Genomic DNA, 20,454 nt, shown 5'->3' on the forward strand with positions numbered 1-20,454 from the left:
GTGTCCTGCCTGTCAGCCAGCCAACGCAATAGCGTCGGCAATTCTTTCCATCTTCATGAACCGCGAACCCTTGACGAGCACGACCGTATCCGGGGTCAGCGCCGCGCGCAGGGCGGCAATGAGCGACTCCGCACTGCCGTAGTGCTGGCCGCCTTCGCCGAAATTACGCGCTGCCACTTCGGCGTGTTCGCCCAGCGCAAAGAGCAGATCGACCCCCTGGCTCTTGGCATACCCGCCCACTTCATCGTGGTACTGCGCCGCGCGATCACCAATCTCGCCCATGTCGCCGAAGACGAACACCTTGCGCCCCGGCGTCATGGCCAGCACATCAATGCCGGCCCGCACCGAGTCCGGATTTGCGTTGTAGGTGTCGTCCAGGATCGTGGCGCCCGCGTATCCGGCGCGCACCTGCAGCCGGCCCTTGGTGCCGCCATAGCCCCCCAGACCATCGGCCACGGCCGCAAGGCTGACGCCGGCGGCCAGCGTGGCCGCAGCGGCGGCAGCCGCATTGCGCACGTTATGCGCGCCAGGCACATGCAAGGTGAAGTCGATGTTGCCCTGCGCGGTGCTCAGACTCACCCGGGCATCAAGCGGGTTGAGGCCTGCGCGCGCGCGGACATCGGCGTCGCGCTCGGTCGCGAAGCTCACCGTCGTGCGCTGCGCATTGCTCGCGCGCCAAAGGTCGGCGTGCGGATCGTCGGCGTTGACCACCGCCACGCCGGCGTCGGTCAGCCCGAGGTAGATCGCGCCCTTCTCGATTGCCACCGCGTCGAGCCCGCCCATGCCTGCCAGGTGCGCGCGCTGTGCGTTGTTGACCAGCGCAACCGTAGGCTGCGCGATGCGCGTGAGGTACTCGATCTCGCCCGGATGGTTCATGCCCATTTCGATCACCGCGAAGCGATGCGCGGGGCGCAAACGCAGCAGCATCAGCGGCAGGCCGATATCGTTGTTCAGGTTTCCGACGGTCGCCAGCACGGCACTTTCGTCACCGCCATCCAGCCGCACCTGGGCGCGCAGGATGGCCGCGCACATTTCCTTGACCGACGTCTTGCCATTACTACCGGTAATGCCGATCAGCGGCAGCGCGAAACGCGCGCGCCACCAGGCCGCCAAAGCCCCCAGGGCCAGGCGCGTGTCCGGCACCACCACACACGGCAGGGGCAGATCGTCCGTCGCGTGCGCGGCGTCGATCAGCGCAGCGGCGGCACCGCCGGCGGCTGCCTGCGCCAAGAATGTGTGGCCATCAAAGTGTTCGCCACGCAGCGCCACAAACAGCTGGCCCGCACTCAGGGCGCGGGTGTCGCTTCCCACCGAAAGGACTTCCGTGTCGTTGCCGACCAGCGTGCCACCAATGGCCGCAGCGAAGTCCGACAGCTTCATCATGAACGCACCCCCGGGGGCAGGCCCCATGCATCCAGCGCAGCACGCGCGTGCTCGATATCGGAGAAGGCGAGGCGCTTGCCTGCGATCTCCTGGTAGGGTTCGTGCCCCTTGCCGGCAAGCAGGATCACGTCGTCAGCGGCGGCCTGATCGATCGCGTGCCGGATCGCGCCAGCGCGATCGGCTTCAACCACCGCACTCGGGCCTGCGCCCGCGGCGATCTGCGCCAGAATGGCCTGCGGGTCTTCGCTGCGCGGGTTATCGCTAGTCAGCACCACACGGTCGGCAAGGCGGCTTGCGACCGCACCCATCATCGGGCGCTTGCCGGGGTCACGATCACCGCCGCAACCGAACACGCACACAAGGCGCCCGCCACGCGCTTGTGCGGCCGGGCGCAGCGCCTTGAGCGCCTGCTCCAGTGCATCCGGCGTGTGGGAATAATCGACCACCACCAGCGGCTGCATGACGCCACCCACCGCCTGCATGCGGCCGGGTGGCGGATGCAGCTGCGCAATCACGCCGGCCACGTCTTCAAACGCGTGGCCCGCTGCCAGCAGCACCCCCATCACGGCCAGCAGGTTGCTGACGTTGAAACGGCCAACGATGCTGACTTCGACCTCGGCCCGCATGCCACTCCAGAGAACGGTGAAGCGCTGGCCAGTGGCCGTGCCATGCAGATCAACAGCCACCAGCGGATGCACGCCCTCAGGCAGATGCTCCGGGCTGTCGCCCAAGGTGTAGCCGATCGTGTTGCTCAGGCGTGGGCCGCAGTCACGCGCCAGATCCAGGCCAAACTCATCGTCCAGGTTGATGACCGCGGCGCGCAGCCCTGGCCAGGCAAACAGTCGCGCCTTGGCGGCGGCATACGCCTCCATGGTGCCGTGGTAGTCGAGGTGATCGCGGGTCAGATTCGTGAACACGGCGGTATCAAAACGCGCCCCGGCCACCCGCGCCTGATCGATACCGATCGACGAAACCTCCATCGCCACCGCACGCGCACCGTCGGCCACAAAATCCGCAAGCGCCGAATGCAGCACGATGCCATCGGGCGTCGTGTTGAGCCCTTCTTCAATCGCGTCCGGGTAGCCGATACCCAGCGTGCCCACGACGCCGCAACGCTCATGCATTGCCGTGAAACTGCGCGATAGCCATTGGGTGATCGAGGTTTTCCCGTTGGTGCCGGTCACGCCGATCAGGCGCAGGCGCGTTGAAGGCTCGCCGTACACCAGGTGCGCCAGGTCGCCGAGCACTTTCGCCAATCCGTCCCACGCAAGATGCGGCACCAGCAGAGCCGGATCCCAGGCAAAGCCTTCGCGCTCCCACAGTACGGCTGCGGCACCGCGCTTGACGGCATCGGCGATGAATCGGCGGCCATCGCTCTTGGCCCCTGGATAGGCCAAAAAGATGTCACCGGCCTGCACCGTGCGGGAGTCGGCGCAGAGTCGGCTGACCGTAACGCCACTCGACGTGAGCGCATCGAGGATCAGGCGGGCTTCACGGCTGCTCACATGCCCTCCTTAGCTTCGCCATCCAGGCGGCGCGTCTGCGCCACCTGCATCGGGCGGATCGGCGCATCAGGCGGCACACCCAGGGCGCGCAAGGCACCCGCCATGACCTCGGCAAAGGCCGGGCCCGCCACCGCGCCACCGTAGTGTTCGCCGCCGGTCGGCTCATCGACCATTACCGCCACAATCAGGCGCGGGTTGGAGATCGGGCCAAGACCGACGAAGGAGGACACGTACTTGTTGGCGTACACGCCGCCTTCAATCTTGTGCGCGGTGCCGGTCTTGCCGCCAACGCGATAACCGGGCACCTGCGCGCGGGTCGCGGTGCCGCCGGTCTGCGTCACGCTTTCAAGCATGGCGCGAACTTCACGCGCCGTCTGCGCCGTGAACACCGGGCGGCCATGCAGGGGCGGCGCCTCGACACGGGTCAGCGAGAGCGGGATCAGATCGCCATCGCGCGCAAAGGCGAGATAGGCCTGGGCAAGCTGCATCAGGTTCACCGAGATGCCATGACCGTAGGACATGGTTGCCTGCTCGATCGGCCGCCACACGCGGGCCGGCCGCAAACGCCCCGACGCCTCGCCCGGGAAGCCGAGCTTGAGCTGCGACCCGAAGCCCAGCGCGTCATACATCTTCCACATCTCGTCGGCAGTCATTGAAAGCGACAGCTTTGCCGAACCGATGTTCGAGGACTTCTGGATCACCTGGGCCACCGTCAGCGCCCCGTGCGGATGCGCGTCCGAGATGGTGGCCGACCCGATCGTCATGCGACCGGGCGCGCAGTTGATGATGGAGTCCGTGCGGAACTTGCCGCTATCGAGCGCCGCGGCGGCCACAAAGGGCTTCATGGTCGAACCGGGCTCGAAGGTATCCGTCAGCACCCGGTTGCGAAGCTGCGCACCAGACAGACGAACCCGGTTGTTCGGGTTGTAGGTCGGGCTGTTAACCAGCGCAAGGATTTCGCCGGTCTTCACATCGATCACCACCGCGCTGCCGGCCTTTGCCTTGTGCTGGGTGACTGCCTGCTTCAACGCGCTGTAGGTCAGGTACTGGATCTTCGCGTCGAGCGCGAGCACCACATCCTCGCCTTCGCGCGGACGCTTGATCGACTCGGCGTCTTCGACGATCTGGCCACGCCGGTCCTTGATCACCCGGCGGCTGCCCGGATGACCGAGCAGATCACTCTGGAAGGCCAGCTCGATGCCTTCCTGCCCCTTGTCGTCGACATCGGTGAAGCCGACCACGTGCGCGGCCACCTCGCCGCTCGGGTAGAAGCGGCGGTATTCGTTCTGCGCATGGATGCCCGGCAACTTCATCGCCAGCACCCGGTCCGCAACATCCGGCGCCACCTGCCGCTTGATGTACACAAAGTCCTTGTCCGAGGCGACCTTGCGGTTGAGTTCATTAACGTCCAGGTTCAGCAGTCGCGCCAGTTCGCGCGATTGCGACGGCGTCAGCGTGATGTCGTCCGGAATCGCCCACACGGACCGCACCGGCGTACTCACCGCCAGCAGTTCGCCATGACGGTCGACGATCTTGCCGCGATCGGCCGGCAGCTCGATCACGCGCGCATAGCGCGACTCGCCCTTGGCCTGAAGAAAATCACCCTTCACGCCTTGCAACCAGGCCGCACGACAGATCAAGGCAATCGACCCGATCAACAGACAAGCCAATACAAAGCGCGCACGCCAGACCGGCAGCTTTTCCGACAACAGGGGATTGTGGTTGAACGTGAAATTCTTCTTCACGGCTTGCCTCCGGCGTCGGCATCGATCACCAGGATGTGTTGCGCATCGGGCGTCATCATGTGCAAGCGCGCGCGCGCGACCTTCTCGACCCTGGCGTGAGCTGCCCAAGTGCTTTGTTCAAGTTGCAGCTGGTTCCACTCAACCTCGAGCGCCTGCTCCCGGCTTTGCAGACGCTCGATCTCGGAGAACAGCTTGCGCGACTGGTGCTGCGACGCGACCAGGCCCAGCGCGCTTGCCAGTACCAGCACGATCAGGATCACGTTAAGCCGGATCATGTCGCCATGCGCTCCGCCGTCCGCATGATCGCGCTGCGCGCCCGCGGATTTGCCGCCACCTCGGCCGCACTCGGGCGGACCGGTTTCCCGATCAGGCGCATCAAGGGCGGCGGCAGATCGGCCGCACGCACCGGCACGCCGCGCGGCGGCTCCACCGAATGCGATGCATCGCGCAGAAACTGCTTGGCGATACGGTCTTCAAGCGAATGAAAGGAAATCACCGCAATCCGGCCACCGGGCGCGAGGCGACTCACGCACTGAGGCAGGATCAGCGACAGCTCTTCAAGCTCGCGATTGACGTGAATCCGTATAGCCTGGAAGGTGCGCGTCGCTGGGTGCTGCCCCGGCTCGCGCGTGCGCACGACCGTTTCCACGAGCGCGGCAAGTTGCCGTGTGGTTGTAACAGGTTGCCCTGCCCGAGCAGCAACAAGCGCCTTTGCAATCTGGTAAGCAAACCGTTCTTCACCGTACCCCCTCACTACTTCGGTGATTTCCTGCACGGAGGCCCGTGCAAGCCATTCCGCGGCGGTTTCGCCACGGCTTGTATCCATGCGCATGTCGAGCGGCGCATCGAATCGAAAACTCATGCCGCGAGCGGCGTCATCAAGTTGCGGTGAAGACACGCCCAGATCGAGCAGCACGCCATCGATCTGCGCGATGCCAAGGCGATCGAGCGAGGTCGAAAATTCCGAAAAGGCCTCGTGAACCAGCGTCAGACGCGCATCCCCAAGGGCCTGCCCGGCAGCAATCGCAAGCGGATCGCGATCGAAGGCTACGAGGCGGCCAGCCGGCCCGAGACGCTTGAGGATCTCGCCGCTGTGGCCGCCGCGACCGAAGGTGCCATCGACGTAGATGCCATCGGGGCGAATCGCGAGCGCATTGACGGCCTCGTCGAGCAGGACCGTCACATGGGACATGGGCGCACTCACAGCGACAAAGTCTCCAGGCCCGGCGGCAGCAGATCCGCGCCCAGCGCGAGCATTTCTTCCTGCTGCTTCTGCCACCCGGCGTCCGACCACAACTCGAAGTGGTTGCCCTGGCCCACCAGCCAGACTTGCTTGTCGAGCTGGGCGAACTGGCGCAACTCGGGTGCGATCAGCACCCGACCGGCGCCATCCATCTCTTCATCACGCGCGAAGCCGACCAGCAATCGCTTGAGCAGGGCTGATTTCGGCTCAAGGCTGGGTGCCGCGAGCACTTTGTCGCGGATCGGCTCCCACGCAGGCACCGGGTAGACCAACAGGCAGCGGTGCGGGTGGGCGGTGATGACCATCTGACCGCTGGACAGGGCTGTCAGGGCGTCACGATGCCGCGACGGGATCGCAAGGCGACCCTTCGCATCGAGACTCAGCGCGGCAGCGCCCTGAAACATTCAAGCCCTTTCAACTCATCGGGAGCGGAATTCCCACTTCGCAACCTCTGCGAGCAGTCAATGTCCACTTTTTCCCATTTTTGTCCACTTCGCACCACTTTAGGTAAAAGAAACACCCCGGTCAAGCGAGCCTCTGGCAGCTTTTCTCAAACAACACAATGACTTACCGATTGCGGGCAAAAAACCGCTCAGGAAATAGTCAATCAATCCAATGGGATACGCGCACTAGCGCAGAAACGACTTGAGAAATTGTGCCTAGAGGGGCGTCGTCAACGCCGCGAATCGCCCATCGCGCGGGCGATTGGGCGGAATATGCGAAGCGGGATTCCGTGCGGCCGGGTGCTGCACACGACTGAAGGATTCGGTGGAAGTGGAAGTCCGCCGATAAGCCGGGTTCTGTCGCGCCACCTTGCGATGGCGGGGCAGTCATTCCTCTGGTCGACGCATTGCTGCGAAGCTCTAGCAGCCTACCCGGGAGCTCAGCGGGCCGCCTCAACGCTCCCCTATTTGGCCTTGCCCCGAATGGGGTTTACCGTGCCGTCCGTGTCACCACGTCCGCGGTGGGCTCTTACCCCACCGTTTCACCCTTACCTGATCCTCGACGCAGCCATCAATCTGCTGCGCGATCCGTCGTGGCGCCTGCGTTGCTCACCGTACTTGCGTACGACTGCGCGACTCGACACCACGCCGAACCGCTCGCGACGAATGATGACTGGTCTCGTCGGGCCATCGGCGGTCTGCTCTCTGTTGCACTTTCCGTCGCCTTGGGCCTTTCGGCTTATAGCGCCCGGCCGTTAGCCGGCATTCTGCCCTGCGGGGCCCGGACTTTCCTCGATACCTTGCGGTACCGCGACTGCCTGGCGGACTTCCGCCGCCCATTCTACCGGTTGCCGGTCCCCGCGCCTTGACATTCAAGCGCCGGCAACCAATAGTGATATCACTTCGATATCTCGCGAGACTGCAATGACCCCAGCCCACAACGAACGCGCCGGCATCGCCTTCTCCGGCTACATCGCCCTGATCGTCGCCCTCGGGCTGCTGCTGAGCGCGGTCTCAACGCTCATCGGCATCGCCTCCGGCGACCCTTCTGAAACCGAGCTGACCTCCGCCGGATGGCGCCTGGGCCTGCTGGCGCTCGGCCTGGCCTTCATCGTGCCGGGCATCTACATGCTGCAACCGAACGAAGCCGCAACGCTGCAGCTCTTTGGCGCCTACACCGGCACCGACCGCGGCCGCGGCCTGCGCTGGAGCATTCCGTTCTTCTCCCGCAAGAAGCTGTCCTTGCGCGCGCGCACCTTTCTGACTGAAAAGCTCAAGGTCAATGATCAGCGCGGCAACCCGGTCGAAATCGCCGGCGCGATCATCTGGCGGGTCGACGACACCGCCAAGGCGCTCTTCGACGTGGATGACTATGAAGCCTTCGTCCGCATCCAGAGCGAGACGGCCCTGCGCCACCTTGCCAGCGCCTACCCGTACGACACGATGGATGCCGACGATGTGCCGGCCTCGCGCACCTTGCGCGGCGGCGCCGAATCGATTGCCGAAACGCTGGCCTCGGAGCTTGGCGAGCGGCTTGCGATGGCAGGCCTGGTGGTGGACCAGACCAAGCTCACCCACCTTGCCTACGCGCCGGAAATCGCCAACGCAATGCTGCGGCGGCAACAGGCCGAGGCGGTGATTGCCGCACGGCGCAAGATTGTCGAAGGCGCCGTCGGCATGGTCGAGATGGCCTTGGCCCAACTGGCAGAGCGGAAGATGGTGGAGCTGGACGACGAACGGCGCGCCGCGATGGTCAGCAACTTGCTGGTGGTCTTGTGCGGCGAGCGTGAGGTCACGCCCGTCGTCAACAGCGGCACGCTCTACACCTGATGGCATCGCCGGGCAAAAAGGCCTACCCGCTGCGGATCGACCCCGCGGTGTGGGATGCCCTGGTGCGGCTTGCCGCGGCCGAGATGCGCAGCACCAATGCGCAGATCGAGTACCTGTTGCGTGAAGCGCTCGCCCGGCGCGGCATCCGGCCGGGCGGTGAAGCGCCCGATCAGATCAAGGATTGACATCCGTCACAGCCCAACTCGTGCCCGCCTGCGCCCAGCTGCGCCGCGCATGGGGGCTCGAGCGCAGACACAAACGTTCAACACGCTGCGCTGCCAGCACGAACAGGGCGAAGTGCGCAGGCGGCACCAGCGGCGGTGGCGCGGTCACAAACGCCGCAGCCGGCGCACGCAGCTGACCTGGCGCGGGCCATTGGAAGCGCCGCCGCGCCTCGTCGCTGCCCGCACGCCAGAGCGAGGCCCGCAGCGCCGACCAGTCGGCAGGCGCCGCCCCGCCATGCACCGCCACTTGCCCCGCCAGACGCCATTGAACGCGGGCGTCCGGGAAGTACCAGCACGCCTCGCCCCAGCCGTCCGCATTCAGCGCGGCAACTTTGGCGCTGCGTGTGTCGGTCACGAACACCAGCTCACCGTTCGGGCCAAAGCGCCGGAAGCTCATGCTCCGGACGCTGGGCCGGTGTTCGGCATCCAGGGAGGCCACCTGCACGAACATCGCGGCAGGGTCTTGGGCGTGCGCCGCCAGGTCGGCGCCGAGCACATGGCGCCACGGCGGCGCAGCATCGGCGGGTTGCGGGGCAATCGAAGACATGTAAAACATCACTCCAGTTGTTGAGGGTTCAATTCAGGGGGCCGGCTTGCACGCCGGCAGATGGCAGCGGCAGGCATGCGGCGGCCGGCGCGACAAGCCGCCGGGCGGGCCGCCGCGGCGGCATCAAAGTCCGTAGCGCTTGATCTTGTCGTACAGCGTGCGCAAGCCGATACCCAGGCGCCGCGCGGCCTCGGCACGGTGCCCGCCGGCGGCGTCGAGCGCGCGCGCGATGCTGCGGCGCTCAATCTGCTCCAGCGATTCGTGCGCGTCGCCCGCCACGGCGGGCTCGTCCATATCGTGTTCGAGCACGATATCGGCCGCGCACAGCCGCTCGCCATCGGCCACGATCAGGGCGCGCTCGAGCGCGTTGCGCAACTCGCGCACATTGCCCGGCCATCGCGCCGCCCTGATCCGGGCCAGGGCATCGTCGCTCAGGCTGATCGACGACCGCCCGGCGGCAGCCGCCAACTGCTGCAAGAGCGCACGGGCAATCGGCTCGATGTCTTCAGGCCGCTCACGCAAAGGCGGCAGGCGGATCGGAAACACCGCAAGGCGATGATACAGATCCTCGCGGAAGCGGCCGTCGCGCACCATCGCCCGCAGATCGCGGTGGGTGGCGGCAATCCAGCGCACATCGGCCGTGATTGCGCGCGAGCCGCCCACGCGCTCGAAACTGCGCTCCTCAATCACGCGCAACAGCTTGGCCTGCATCGGAGGCTGCAGCTCGCCGACTTCATCGAGGAAGAAGCTGCCACCACGCGCCAGCTCGATCCGCCCCACGCGCAGGGCATGCGCGCCGGTGAAGGCGCCCTTTTCGTGGCCGAACAATTCGCTCTCGAGCAGCGATTCAGTCAGCACCGCGCAGTTGATGGCCATGAAGGGGCCGGATGCGCGCGGGCTGCCGGCATGGATCGCGCGGGCCAGCACCTCCTTGCCGGTGCCGGTCTCGCCCTGCAGCAGCACGGTTGCCGCGGTGCGCGCAACCCGCTCCACCGCATGCACCACCGGCTGCATGGCCGGCGCGCCCCAGCTCAACTGCGGCGGCCCGGCGCTTGCGCTCGATGCAGCCGACACCCGATGCGCCAGCATGCCCTTCACCTTGTCGCGAATCGCGGCCGGGCTGGCCACCGGCTTTTCAAGAAAGTCGCTCGCCCCGAGCTTGATCGCTTCAACGGCGGTCGGCACCGCACCGTAGGCAGTCAGAATCAACACCTCGGGCGCCGGCAGCAAGGCGCGCGCCGCACGCAGTACCTGGATGCCGTCCACACCGGGCATGCGAAGATCGCTCAGCACCAGATCAAACGCATCACCGCGCAAGGCATCGAGCGCTTCGATTCCGTTGGCAGCCTCAACGATCTGGTGGCCGTCTCGCGCGAGGGCTTCGACAAGGAAACTGCGCACACCTTCGTCATCGTCCGCCACCAGAATCCGGGCCATCACATCCTCACTCAATTGCGCGGCAGCGTAATCCGGAACACCGCGCCGCCGTCCGGATGGCTCGCGCCGTCGAGCTTACCACCGTGCTGCTCGACCGCCCGGCGCGCCGCCGCCAGCCCCAGGCCGGTGCCGCTGACGCGTGTGGTGACAAAGGGTTCGAAGATGCGTTCTTCTTCGCCAGAGGGGATGCCGGCGCCGCGGTCGCGTACCTCGATCACGACGCTGCGCGGCACCTCGCGCGCCACAACGTACAGCGCCACCGCTTCGTCGGGCGCGGCCTGCGCCGCGTTACGCAGCAAATTGCTCAGCGCAAGCCCAAGGCGCGCGGCGTCGATCCGCAGCGTGGCGGGCGCCTCGCTCAGATCGGCGCTGACCCGGATCCCCGGTAGCGATTGCAACACCGTCGCAATCCACTCGGCGGGCGCGATGTCGCGCAGATCCAGCGGGCCTTCGCGAACGTAGTCAAGCAAGGTGGCGGTCAAGCGTTCCAGGCGCTGCGCCTCGTCCTCGATGCGGCGCGCCTTGTTCGCCTCGGGCGTACCCAGCGGCAAGTCTTCGGCCAGCAACTGGCAATGCCCCTTGAGCGCAGCGATCGGGTTGCGCAGTTCATGCGCAATGATTGCCGACATCTGCCCCAGCGCCGCCAGGCGCCGGGCACGCTCGGCCGCGTCCTCGGCGCGCGCCAACTTCAAGAACGCCAGATAGAGCGCGGCGGCAATCAGCAGCAGCACCGCCGCCGCAACCCCCGCCATGATTTGCGTGCGCAGCATCGTGGCCTGAAGCCCCGCCACGATGGATGTTTCGAATTCAATGACCAGAAAGCCCCGGAACGCACCCCGCTGCTCGGGCGGGCGATGTGGATCGCCGATTTCGCCATCACCTGGTGCGCGCGGCAATACCGGCGGCAGCGCGCCCACCAAACGCACGCGCTGGCCGCGCATCACCATCTGCCCCAACTCCAGCCGCTGCAGGCTGCCCGGCGTTTCAAGCAGGGGCGTACCGGCCGCCCCGATCACATGGCCGCGGATGACCACTGCAACATAACGGAGCCCCGCGCTGTAACGCCGCGTGATTTCGCGATCCAGGGGGGTCATGGTCACCGGACGTTCGGTTGCGCGGGTGTCATCGAGGATGGTGGCGATCAGCGCATGCCCCTCGCCGCGGACCAAGGAATTGGCAGCGGCATCCAGGCCGGCCCGCGCAAACCACACCGTCGTGGCCAGCGACACCGCCGCAATCGCCGCCACCGCGACGGCCGCTGCCAGCGCTGGCCGGGCGTAACGCGAAAGCCCCGCCTTGGCGGGCCGGGAAGTGCGTTCGTCTGTCATCTTGGCCCTTGCTCTCCGAAAACCCGCGCGGGCAAGTGGCCCGCGCCGTAACGCCCACATTGCAAGTTTCGTTCCGCCCGTCCGGGGTCCGCCGCCCTTGAGGCGCGAGCGCAAGTCCACTTGCCACGACTGCCGTTTTTGCAGTGCGGCATGCAGATTCCGCAGTCGCCAGTGCGCGCGCGGTCGGCCGCTTTCCCCGCAGCGCCTTATGTCACGGCGAACAGGGCGCTCGCGCCGAACTGGCACGCGGATTGCGCTGTTCTCACCCAACACAGGCCGCACTCGGCATGCCGCGGATTCTGTGCAGAAGCGGCGCGGCGGACAAGTCGCCGCACGCCCAAGCCCTATCCACGCTGGAGCCCTGCAATGAAAACAGAAATCACCTCGCCCCGCGCGCTATCCCGCCAGTTGCTTGGCGCAGCCTTGATCCTGAGCCTCGGTGCATGCAGCCTGCTCGGCTGCGGCGGCAGCGGCGAGAGCAACGCAAGCACCACCATCAGTACCGCCACCACGAGCACCACCACTACGGACAGTGGCAGCAGCACCGCCGCCGCCAGCTACACCAACCTCGCCTATGCCGGCAGCTCGGCAGCACAAAAACTCGACCTTCATGTGCCGGCCGGCACGGGCCCCTTCCCGCTGGTGATCAACATCCATGGCGGCGCCTTCATGATGGGGGACAAGGGCATGCTCGACACCCCGGTCAAAGACGCCCTGCTCGCCGCCGGCTATGCGGTGGCGACGATCAACTACCGCCTCTCGGGCGAGGCGATCTTCCCCGCCGCCGTGCTCGACGCCAAGGCCGCCGTGCGCTTCCTGCGCGCATCGGCCACCACCTACCGGCTCGATCCGGCGCGCTTTGCCGCGTTTGGCCAATCGGCCGGCGGCAACCTGGCCTCGATGCTGGGCACCACCGGCGACCAGGCGGAGTTCGACGATGCCAGCCTGGGCAACGCCTCGGTATCGAGCCGCGTGCAGGCGGTGATCGACTGGTTTGGCCCGACCGACTTCCTTCAGATGGATCGCCAGGCCGCCAGCCAGGGCTGCGGCACCTCGGACCAGACGCATGATCTCGCCTCGTCGCCGGAATCGCGCTACCTGGGCGCGGCCATCCAGACCGTGCCGGGGCTCGCCGCGCGCGCCAACCCGATCAGCTACATCAGCGCAGACGACCCGCCCTTCCTGCTGCAAAAAGGTGCGCTCGATTGCACCGTGCCCTACGGCCAGAGTGGCCTGCTGGCCGATGCCCTGCGCGCAGCCGGCCGCAGCGTGCGCTTTGACACCCTGGCCGGCACCGGCCACGGCGGCAGCGCATTCACCAGCACCGCCAACATCCAGGTTTTGCTCGACTTTCTTGGCACAGCGCTGAAGTAATCCCACCCCGTGCCGCGGCAGCCTGTGTGCGGCGGCACACCCCCTCCATGCAAGAGAGATCCACCATGCAGTACAGCAACAACCCCCTGAGCAGCGCGGACACGCCGGCCACGTTCAGCGCCCACGGGTTCAAGATGCTCGAAGATATCGCTGACGAGCTTTCGGGCGACCTGTGCTTCCCGATCTGCTTCGACATTTCGGTGCGCCTGCGCAAACTCGCCGAGGGCCCCGGCGTGAGCGCCGGACGCCTGCTCGCCCTGATCAGCGCTGAACCGCTGGTTTGCCTGAAGATCCTGCGCCTCGCCAACGCCATTGCGAGCCACAGCGGCGCGCCCGCCGTGCGCGATCCGGCCGCGGCAATTGCGCTTGTGGGCGCGGACAAGGTTGCGCTCTGGGCTTCACGCATTGCCGCACGCCAATTGTTGGCCGCCCGCAGCATGGCCGACTACGCAACACTGAGCGACGAGCTATGGCGCCATTCGATTACCGCCGCCTGCGCCGCAGAAGTGCTGGCAGAGAAGATGACCCGCCTCGACCCGCGCGAAGCCATGCTGGCCGCGCTGGTGCACGATATTGGCGCCTTCTACATGCTGTATCGCGCGGCGCAATACCCGGCGCTGCGCGACAAGCCCGAAGTGCTTGAAGCGCTTGTGATGCAGTGGCACGAGGACATCGGCGTGTCGGTGCTTGAATCGCTGCGCACGCCACGCGCGCTCATAGAAGCCGTCACGCATCACGATCTACCGCGGCAGCAGCCGGAGGCCCTGCGCAACCTTGCCGACGTGGTGTACATCGCCAACCTGCTGGCTGGCGGACATCCGGAATGGCTGCCGCATGAAGGCGAAACGGAAATGCGCCGGCATCAGCAGCCCGGGCGCGCCTACCAGCGCTTGATGCCGGAAATCGAGGCACGCGTCAGCGCGCTCAAGACGGCGCTTGGCTAACCAGGCCTGCGGCAGGGCAGTTGGCCCGGCGGCGCCAGGCGCCGGGCTGCGCGCCATCAAACTTGCCGCAAGGCCGCGGGCAGCACAGCGGCCGCCGCCGGGCGCAGTTGGCTCAGCCCTTCGCGGCGGCCTTGGGCATCACCGCCATCGCGCCGGTGATCAGGCTGGCCAGATCGCCCATGTTGGCGGGCACCACCACGGTATTGCCCTGCTTGGCGATGTTGCCGAACGCGGCGACATACTGTTCGGCCACCTTGAGCGCGACCGCGCGTTCGCCCCCTTCCGAGCCGATTGCATCGGCGATCATGCGGATCGATTCGGCGCTGGCCTTCGCCACCAGCATGATCGACTGCGCTTCGCCCTGCGCGCGGTTTACCTGCGCCGCCTTGTCGCCTTCTGACTGCGCAATCGCGGCCGCGCGCTCGCCCTCGGCCACGTTGATCGCCTGCGCCTTCTCGCCTTCCGATTTGGCAATCAGCGCGCGCTTTTCACGCTCGGCCGTGATCTGCTTTTCCATCGCCTTGAGCACCGATTCGGGCGGCACGATGTCCTTGATCTCGTAACGCAGCACCTTGACGCCCCAGCCCGGCGAAGCCTCGTCCAGCGCGGCAACGACCGACTGGTTGATGGTGCTGCGCTCCTCCAGCAATTTATCCAGATCACGCTTGCCGGCCTCGGAACGCAGCGTGGTCTTGGCCAGTTGCTCGATCGCCGTTTCGAAGTTCGACGTACCGTACGAAGCCATCCGCGCATCGGTAACCTGGTAGTAGAGGATGCCGTCGATCTGCACTTGCGAGTTGTCCCGCGTGATGCAGACCTGCGGATCGACGTCGTAGGGCACTTCCTTGAGCGTGAGCCGGTAGGCGATCCGGTCAACAAACGGCACCAGCACATGCAGGCCGGCTTCCAGCGTTTCATTGAAACGCCCCAGGCGCTCAACGACATACGCGCTTTGCTGCGGCACCACCACCAACGCCTTTGATGCAAATACCAGGGCGACGACCACAACGCCCAGCAAGAAGAACGAGCCCAGTTCCATGCTTACACCCCAGTTAGTTAAGTGATATCGATCAGCAGCAGATTGGCCTCACGGCCGCTCACCCTGCCAGCCGCGCCCTTGGCTGCGCGTTCGGCGCCCGAAACAAGCCGCGCATCCCATTCCGCCCCCCGGTAGCTGACGCGCCAGCGCTCGCCGCCGAGCGGCCGGATCAGTTGCACGTCGCCGCCCAGATCCAGATCTGCCATCGGCGCGCGGCGGGCAGCCCGCACCCGCTGCGCATGCATCGACCCGATCGCGATCACCGCCGCGGCCACCGCCGCCGCCAGCATCCACGAGCCGGTTGCCCATTGCACCAGCGCCCCGGCACCGGCACCGGCCGCCCAGGCCAGCAAGTAAATCGTGCCCGCGAACATCTCCAGCCCCAACAAGGCCAGCGCCGTGCAGGCCCACAGAAAGGTCATGCGATCCATGCTGCCTCCATCCCGAGTCTTGCTTTTAATTATTGCACGGCGGCACAAGCGCACCTTGCGCTCAGGAATCCGCGCGCGCTGCCGTTATCCAGAGAATCCGCAGTCCGACCCAGGTAACTTCGACGATGTCCGCGATCAAGAAGATTTCCGCCCAGCAACTACGCGTGGGCATGTTCCTCCACGACCTCGACTGCGGCTGGATGGAACACCCCTTCCTGCGCAACAAATTCATGCTCGACAGCGAAGCGCAGATCGAAAAGATCGTCGCAGCCGGCATCCACGACGTGTACATCGACACCGCGCGCGGGCTCGACGTGCAGGACGCCCCAACCGCCGAAGAGGTCAAGGCCAGCATCGAGCGCGAGATGATCGAAGTGGCCAGCCAGAAGATCGTCGTACCGCTGAAGGTAGACGTCGCCGCCGAATTGGCGCGCGCCAAGCAGATCAAGAACCAGGCCAGCGCGCTGGTACGCAACGTCATGCACGATGCGCGACTGGGCAAGGCAGTGGAACTGGAAGCCGTCGAGCCGATGGTGCAAGACATCACCGAATCGGTGCTGCGCAACGGCGGCGCCCTGCTGACCCTGTTGCGCATCAAGAACAAGGACGATTACACCTTCCTGCACTCGGTCAGCGTCGGCACGCTGCTGATCGCCTTCTGCCGCGGCGTTGGCCTCGATTCCGAACTCACCCACCAGGCCGGGCTGGGCGGCTTGCTGCACGACACCGGCAAAGCCTTCGTGCCTGACGAAGTCCTCAACAAACCGGGCCGGCTCACCGACGAGGAATTCGAATTGATCAAGCGCCACCCCAAAGACGGCTGGGATGTACTGCTGAAAACTCCCGAGATTGGCGAAATCCCGCTCGATATCACCCTGCACCACCACGAGCGCATCGACGGCAGCGGCTACCCCGACAAATTGCCCGGCGCACAGATCGCCACCACCACCAAGATGGCCGCCATCGTCGACGTGTACGACGCCATCACCGCAGACCGCTGCTACCACAAAGGCATGTCGGCCACCGACGCGCTGCGCAAGCTCTACGAATGGAGCAAATTCCACTTCGAGCCCTCGCTGGTACAGGCCTTCATGAAGATCATCGGCATCTACCCGGTCGGCACCCTGGTCAGGCTCGAATCCGGAAAACTCGGCGTCGTGACCGAGCAGAACGAACACAGCCTGCTCACCCCGGTGGTCAAGGTGTTCTTCTCCGCCAAATCCAACGGCTACATCGAACCCTACCTGCTCGACCTCTCACGCCCGCTCGGCAGCGGCGGCGGCGACCGCATCACCGGCCACGAAGACCCACAGAAGTGGAAGATCGACCCGATGCGCTTTTTGGGCCTATGAGTCGCAGGCGAAAACAATCATGCATTTGCGTCCCGAGCCCACAGGCCAGGCGCCGAATGCTGAATCCAAAAGGGCAGCTTCAGATAGCTTTCCGACATACAGCATTCCCGAAACTGATTGCGGCAGCTATTCAGGAAACGTTCATGGCACGGAGAAAACCTTGAGTAAGCTTTATCTGTTTCTGGCGAACTATTCCCTGCGCAGCAAAATGCTAGGGCTTTCGGCCCTGCTGCTGCTCGGGATGGTCAGTATTTTTGTAATGGGCAGCGTCACGCAGACCCGAACGCTGGCGGAATTTTCCGAAGCCGTGCGTTCGGCCGAAAACCAAGTCAGCGCGGCGTTCAACACCCGGCTGGCCATCATGGCGATGGAGCGCTATCAGTCCCAAGTGATTGCGGCGACCGACCAGGCAGAAGCGACTCGCTTGGCCAAGGAGTCGATTCGCCAAGCTTCGATACTTGAGGAAACGGTCAACAGGCTTCAGCAATTGATTGGTCAAGACAACCCGCAGGTGCGCGAGATGTTGTCCGACATCAACACGATCAAGCCGATCCGCATGCAGATAATCAGGGCCGCCCGAGCCAATGACGACATGCGGGCCAACGAATTGGCGGCGACGGTGGCGCTCAAGGCCAAGCACATCGAGGACCTGGCGGCCGCCCTGACGCAACAGAGCGAAGAACGCCTTCGCCGACGCATCGACGAGCAAAACGAAAAATCCCGCCAGGTTGCCTCGATGATTGCCGGCGTCGTGGTGGTAATCGTGATTCTCGGCATCCTGTTGTCGCTGCTGGCCGCACAGCTAATTTCCAAGCCGTTGGGCGAAATGGAAGCCGCGATTGGCCACTTGGCCGATGGCTACCTCGAACACAATCTCGACACGCGCGGCCGCGATGAAATTGCCCGGGCTGCCCGTGCCCTGGATCGGTCCTTCAGTACCCTGCGCGGCGTAGTCGTCGAACTGCAGGAGGGTTCGCAGCAGTTGAGTCAGGAGTCAAGTACGCTGAACGAAATGGCCGGCGGCTTTTGCGGCTTGGCGGTCGATCTCAGTCAAAACATGGCACAAACGACCCAAGTGGCCCGTTTGGTATCCGAGTCTTCCCAGGCCATCTCACGGCAGATCGAAGCGATTACCCTGGATGCCGATCACCTAGCAACCAATTCGATGCAAGCGGCGAATGACCTGGAAGAAACCGCCAGCCAGTTTCGCACCTTCGAGACCAATCTTGGCGGCACCTTGGCCCGCACGCGTGAATTCGCCGTCAAGGCCCGCGATATCAGCCGGATCAACGGCAACATCAGCGATATCGCATCGCAGACCAACCTCCTCGCTTTGAATGCCGCCATCGAAGCCGCCCGCGCCGGTGAGCAGGGTCGAGGGTTTGCGGTGGTCGCAGACGAGGTCCGCAAGCTGGCCGAGCGGGCCTCGAGCGCCGTCTCGGAAATTGCCGTGCTGGCTGAGAACATTTCGATATCGGCGGATGACGCCCTCGGTTTTCTCGACCGTTCCAGCCATGAAGCGCACGAAAACAGTATCCAGGTCGAAAAATTGCGCGGCCAGTCGCAGGAAGCTAACCAGCGCGCCAACGAAATGCGAGCCGCTCTGCATCAGGCGGACGAACTGGCGCGCCAGCAAGCGATGACGGTACAGCGCATCACCTCAGCAATCGACCATATCGCAGAAAAATCCGAATCGCTCGACGGCTGGTCGACCCAGCTCTCGGCCGTATCCGAAAAACTGCACGACGTTGCAGAGCACCAACGGCTCACCGCCAGTCACTTCAATCTGAATTCCCCACGCTAAGGAGATACCGTGAAGAAGATCATTTTCCCGTTGCTCGTCGCCAGCCTGTCGAGCGCCGCCCTGGCCAACGATTATCTGGTCGACCAGAAGGACAAGGCCTTTTCCAAGAAGAGTCTGAAAATCAAGGTTGGCGACACGGTGGAGTTCCGCAACTCAGACCCCTTCTTCCACAACGTTTTCTCGCTGTCCGACGTCAAATCTTTCGACCTTGGTTCCTATGCGCAAGGCAGCTCCAAGAAGGTTGTTTTCGACAAGCCAGGCAAGGTTGAAGTCGAGTGCTCGATTCATCCGCAAATGCAAATGGTGATCGAGGTGGAAAAGTGAAACTCGTCACTGTATTGCTGGCTGGCATGCTGGCCACGGGGGTGGGCTACGCTCAGGAAAAGCGCCTTGATCCACAGCAAGCAGTCAAGGCCTGTTCGCCAGGCATGGTCGATGATGACTGCATCGTCCGCCATTTCAAGGACACCGTCGAAGCCTCGGTCATTCGCGGCCGCCTGGTCTATGAAAACTACTGCATCCTTTGCCATGGCAAGGAAGGCAAGGGCGATGGCCGCGCCGCCAAGCTGCACGATCCACGTCCGTTCAACCTGACGCTGTCGGTCGCACCGCGCGACTACATCGCGCAAGTCGTGCGCAAGGGCGGCGAGTCGATGAACCGGGGCAAGGGTATGCCGCCCTGGGGCGATCAACTGACCGATGAGCAGATCAACGACACACTCAATTTCCTGTGGTCGATCCGCGTCTACAAATAATTCACATCAGCGAACAACCCGGAGGAGGTTGATGATGAAGCAAATCTTGATGGGCGCCGCCTTGGCGCTGGCCGCAGCAGGCACGGTATCGGCCGAAGGCCAGACCTATGTTTTTCAGGCCGGGCACCCCAGCCTGAAAGGCTGGCTACTGCCGAAGACTGCGCCGTATCCCGAAAGCAACAAGCCTAACGCCGCGCGTATCGACCTTGGCCACAAGTTGTTTTTCGATCCGCGTCTGTCGGGTGATGGCAATATGTCTTGCGCCACCTGTCACAACCCGTCGCTCGGCTGGTCGGATGCCCTGCCGACCGCCAAGGGCGTCAAGAGCATGGTGCTCGGCCGTGCTTCGCCGACCATCATCAACACCGCATTCAACACCACGCAGATGTGGGATGGCCGCAAGAAGGATCTAGAGGATCAAGCAATGGGTCCGATGGAAGCCAACGTCGAAATGAACATGGACACCGCCAAGCTGTTCCAATGGTTGAATTCGAATGACGGCTACAAGGCACTGTTTGCCAAGGCCTACCCAGGCGAGCCGATCGACGCCTCAACCCTTTCGAAGGCGATTGCCACTTACGAGCGGACGACGGCGATCAGCAATAACTCGCCGTTCGACAAATGGCTGAAGGGCGACAAGAGGGCGATGAGCGCGCAGCAGGTCAATGGATTCAAGCTGTTCGTCGGCAAGGCCAACTGCGCCGTTTGCCACGCAGCGCCGAACTTTACCGACAATGGCTTCCACAACCTTGGCCTTGCCTCGTTCGGCGTTGCCGAGCCGGACATGGGCCGCTATGCGCAAAAGCCGATCAAGCTGATGAAGGGAGCCTTCAAGACTCCGACTCTGCGTGACATTGAGCGCACAGCTCCATACTTCCACGATGGTTCGGCCAAGACGCTGATGCAGGTGGTCGAACATTACGACCGCGGTGGCGAGGTCACTACCAACCTTTCGCCGAACATGAAGCCGCTCGGCTTGACGCAGCAGGAGAAGGAAGAACTGGTCGCCTTCATGAAGGCGCTGACCTCGCCGTTCATCAAGGTCGTGGCACCGGACCTGCCGCTGTAAG

At 64.6% G+C, this 20,454-nt stretch carries 20 protein-coding genes and 1 other RNA gene; 9 read left to right on the plus strand and 12 right to left on the minus strand.

The window, feature by feature from the left end; all coding sequences use genetic code 11:
* Positions 1-12: 12 nt before the first annotated feature.
* From OPU71_RS17210 to rnpB, 7 genes are all read right to left on the minus strand, one after another.
* Positions 13-1,383 carry a UDP-N-acetylmuramoyl-tripeptide--D-alanyl-D-alanine ligase gene (locus OPU71_RS17210; protein WP_267729294.1) on the minus strand — a complete coding sequence of 457 codons (1,371 nt, stop codon included), beginning with the start codon at positions 1,381-1,383 and terminating at the stop codon, positions 13-15.
* Positions 1,380-2,888: a UDP-N-acetylmuramoyl-L-alanyl-D-glutamate--2,6-diaminopimelate ligase gene (locus tag OPU71_RS17215; protein ID WP_267729295.1), complete on the minus strand. Its 1,509-nt coding sequence runs from the start codon at positions 2,886-2,888 to the stop codon at positions 1,380-1,382. Before OPU71_RS17215 ends, OPU71_RS17210 begins: the two co-directional genes overlap by 4 nt.
* A complete protein-coding gene (locus OPU71_RS17220; RefSeq protein ID WP_267729296.1) occupies positions 2,885-4,633 on the minus strand; it encodes a peptidoglycan D,D-transpeptidase FtsI family protein in 1,749 nt (582 codons plus the stop codon). The genes OPU71_RS17215 and OPU71_RS17220 overlap by 4 nt, the downstream gene beginning before the upstream one ends.
* Positions 4,630-4,908 (minus strand): cell division protein FtsL, encoded by a 279-nt coding sequence (gene ftsL, locus OPU71_RS17225; RefSeq protein WP_267729297.1) that lies wholly within the window; start codon positions 4,906-4,908, stop codon positions 4,630-4,632. The genes OPU71_RS17220 and ftsL overlap by 4 nt, the downstream gene beginning before the upstream one ends.
* Entirely contained in the window at positions 4,905-5,825 is a 921-nt protein-coding gene (rsmH, locus tag OPU71_RS17230; protein WP_420712396.1) for a 16S rRNA (cytosine(1402)-N(4))-methyltransferase RsmH, read from the minus strand. The genes ftsL and rsmH overlap by 4 nt, the downstream gene beginning before the upstream one ends.
* Before the next feature lie 8 nt (positions 5,826-5,833).
* Complete coding sequence (mraZ, locus tag OPU71_RS17235) at positions 5,834-6,280, minus strand: division/cell wall cluster transcriptional repressor MraZ (protein WP_267729299.1); 447 nt, start codon at positions 6,278-6,280, stop codon at positions 5,834-5,836.
* A 369-nt stretch (positions 6,281-6,649) separates the two neighbouring features.
* Positions 6,650-7,149: RNase P RNA component class A (rnpB, locus tag OPU71_RS17240), an RNA gene on the minus strand.
* A 94-nt stretch (positions 7,150-7,243) separates the two neighbouring features.
* Here rnpB and OPU71_RS17245 point away from each other — a divergent pair.
* Together OPU71_RS17245 and OPU71_RS17250 are read left to right on the plus strand one after the other, a co-directional pair.
* A complete protein-coding gene (locus tag OPU71_RS17245; protein WP_267729300.1) occupies positions 7,244-8,149 on the plus strand; it encodes an SPFH domain-containing protein in 906 nt (301 codons plus the stop codon).
* The gene (locus tag OPU71_RS17250) at positions 8,149-8,334 is read left to right on the plus strand and encodes a hypothetical protein (RefSeq protein ID WP_267729301.1); all 186 of its coding nucleotides are present in this window, start codon (positions 8,149-8,151) and stop codon (positions 8,332-8,334) included. The genes OPU71_RS17245 and OPU71_RS17250 overlap by 1 nt, the downstream gene beginning before the upstream one ends.
* Here the strand turns inward: OPU71_RS17250 and OPU71_RS17255 are convergent.
* From OPU71_RS17255 to OPU71_RS17265, 3 genes are all read right to left on the minus strand, one after another.
* Complete coding sequence (locus tag OPU71_RS17255; RefSeq protein WP_267729302.1) at positions 8,324-8,920, minus strand: pyridoxamine 5'-phosphate oxidase family protein; 597 nt, start codon at positions 8,918-8,920, stop codon at positions 8,324-8,326. The genes OPU71_RS17250 and OPU71_RS17255 overlap by 11 nt on opposite strands.
* A gap of 123 nt (positions 8,921-9,043) precedes the next feature.
* A complete protein-coding gene (locus OPU71_RS17260; RefSeq protein ID WP_267729303.1) occupies positions 9,044-10,357 on the minus strand; it encodes a sigma-54-dependent transcriptional regulator in 1,314 nt (437 codons plus the stop codon).
* A gap of 11 nt (positions 10,358-10,368) precedes the next feature.
* Complete coding sequence (locus OPU71_RS17265) at positions 10,369-11,685, minus strand: sensor histidine kinase (protein WP_267729304.1); 1,317 nt, start codon at positions 11,683-11,685, stop codon at positions 10,369-10,371.
* A gap of 366 nt (positions 11,686-12,051) precedes the next feature.
* Here OPU71_RS17265 and OPU71_RS17270 point away from each other — a divergent pair, with 366 nt between their 5' ends.
* Together OPU71_RS17270 and OPU71_RS17275 are read left to right on the plus strand one after the other, a co-directional pair.
* Entirely contained in the window at positions 12,052-13,059 is a 1,008-nt protein-coding gene (locus OPU71_RS17270; RefSeq protein ID WP_267729305.1) for an alpha/beta hydrolase, read from the plus strand.
* A 65-nt stretch (positions 13,060-13,124) separates the two neighbouring features.
* Positions 13,125-14,003, plus strand: coding sequence for an HDOD domain-containing protein (locus tag OPU71_RS17275; RefSeq protein ID WP_267729306.1), 879 nt, complete (start codon positions 13,125-13,127; stop codon positions 14,001-14,003).
* Positions 14,004-14,115: 112 nt separating this feature from the next.
* Here the strand turns inward: OPU71_RS17275 and OPU71_RS17280 are convergent, their stop codons facing one another.
* Both OPU71_RS17280 and OPU71_RS17285 read right to left on the minus strand, forming a co-directional pair.
* Complete coding sequence (locus tag OPU71_RS17280) at positions 14,116-15,042, minus strand: SPFH domain-containing protein (protein ID WP_267729307.1); 927 nt, start codon at positions 15,040-15,042, stop codon at positions 14,116-14,118.
* A gap of 17 nt (positions 15,043-15,059) precedes the next feature.
* The gene (locus OPU71_RS17285; RefSeq protein ID WP_267729308.1) at positions 15,060-15,473 is read right to left on the minus strand and encodes a hypothetical protein; all 414 of its coding nucleotides are present in this window, start codon (positions 15,471-15,473) and stop codon (positions 15,060-15,062) included.
* A gap of 125 nt (positions 15,474-15,598) precedes the next feature.
* Between OPU71_RS17285 and OPU71_RS17290 the strand changes: the two genes are divergently transcribed.
* The 5 genes from OPU71_RS17290 to OPU71_RS17310 are packed head-to-tail and all read left to right on the plus strand — an operon-like array spanning position 15,599 to position 20,453.
* Positions 15,599-16,825: an HD-GYP domain-containing protein gene (locus OPU71_RS17290; RefSeq protein ID WP_267729309.1), complete on the plus strand. Its 1,227-nt coding sequence runs from the start codon at positions 15,599-15,601 to the stop codon at positions 16,823-16,825.
* 19 nt (positions 16,826-16,844) lie between these two features.
* Positions 16,845-18,629 (plus strand): methyl-accepting chemotaxis protein, encoded by a 1,785-nt coding sequence (locus OPU71_RS17295; protein ID WP_267729310.1) that lies wholly within the window; start codon positions 16,845-16,847, stop codon positions 18,627-18,629.
* A gap of 9 nt (positions 18,630-18,638) precedes the next feature.
* The gene (locus OPU71_RS17300) at positions 18,639-18,953 is read left to right on the plus strand and encodes a plastocyanin/azurin family copper-binding protein (protein WP_267729311.1); all 315 of its coding nucleotides are present in this window, start codon (positions 18,639-18,641) and stop codon (positions 18,951-18,953) included.
* The gene (locus OPU71_RS17305) at positions 18,950-19,384 is read left to right on the plus strand and encodes a c-type cytochrome (RefSeq protein ID WP_267729312.1); all 435 of its coding nucleotides are present in this window, start codon (positions 18,950-18,952) and stop codon (positions 19,382-19,384) included. Before OPU71_RS17300 ends, OPU71_RS17305 begins: the two co-directional genes overlap by 4 nt.
* Positions 19,385-19,418: 34 nt before the next feature.
* Positions 19,419-20,453: a cytochrome-c peroxidase gene (locus OPU71_RS17310; protein WP_267729313.1), complete on the plus strand. Its 1,035-nt coding sequence runs from the start codon at positions 19,419-19,421 to the stop codon at positions 20,451-20,453.
* Position 20,454: the final 1 nt, after the last annotated feature.

Origin of the sequence: Niveibacterium sp. 24ML (genome assembly GCF_026586805.1) — a bacterium.
Classification (GTDB): Bacteria; Pseudomonadota; Gammaproteobacteria; order Burkholderiales; family Rhodocyclaceae; genus Niveibacterium.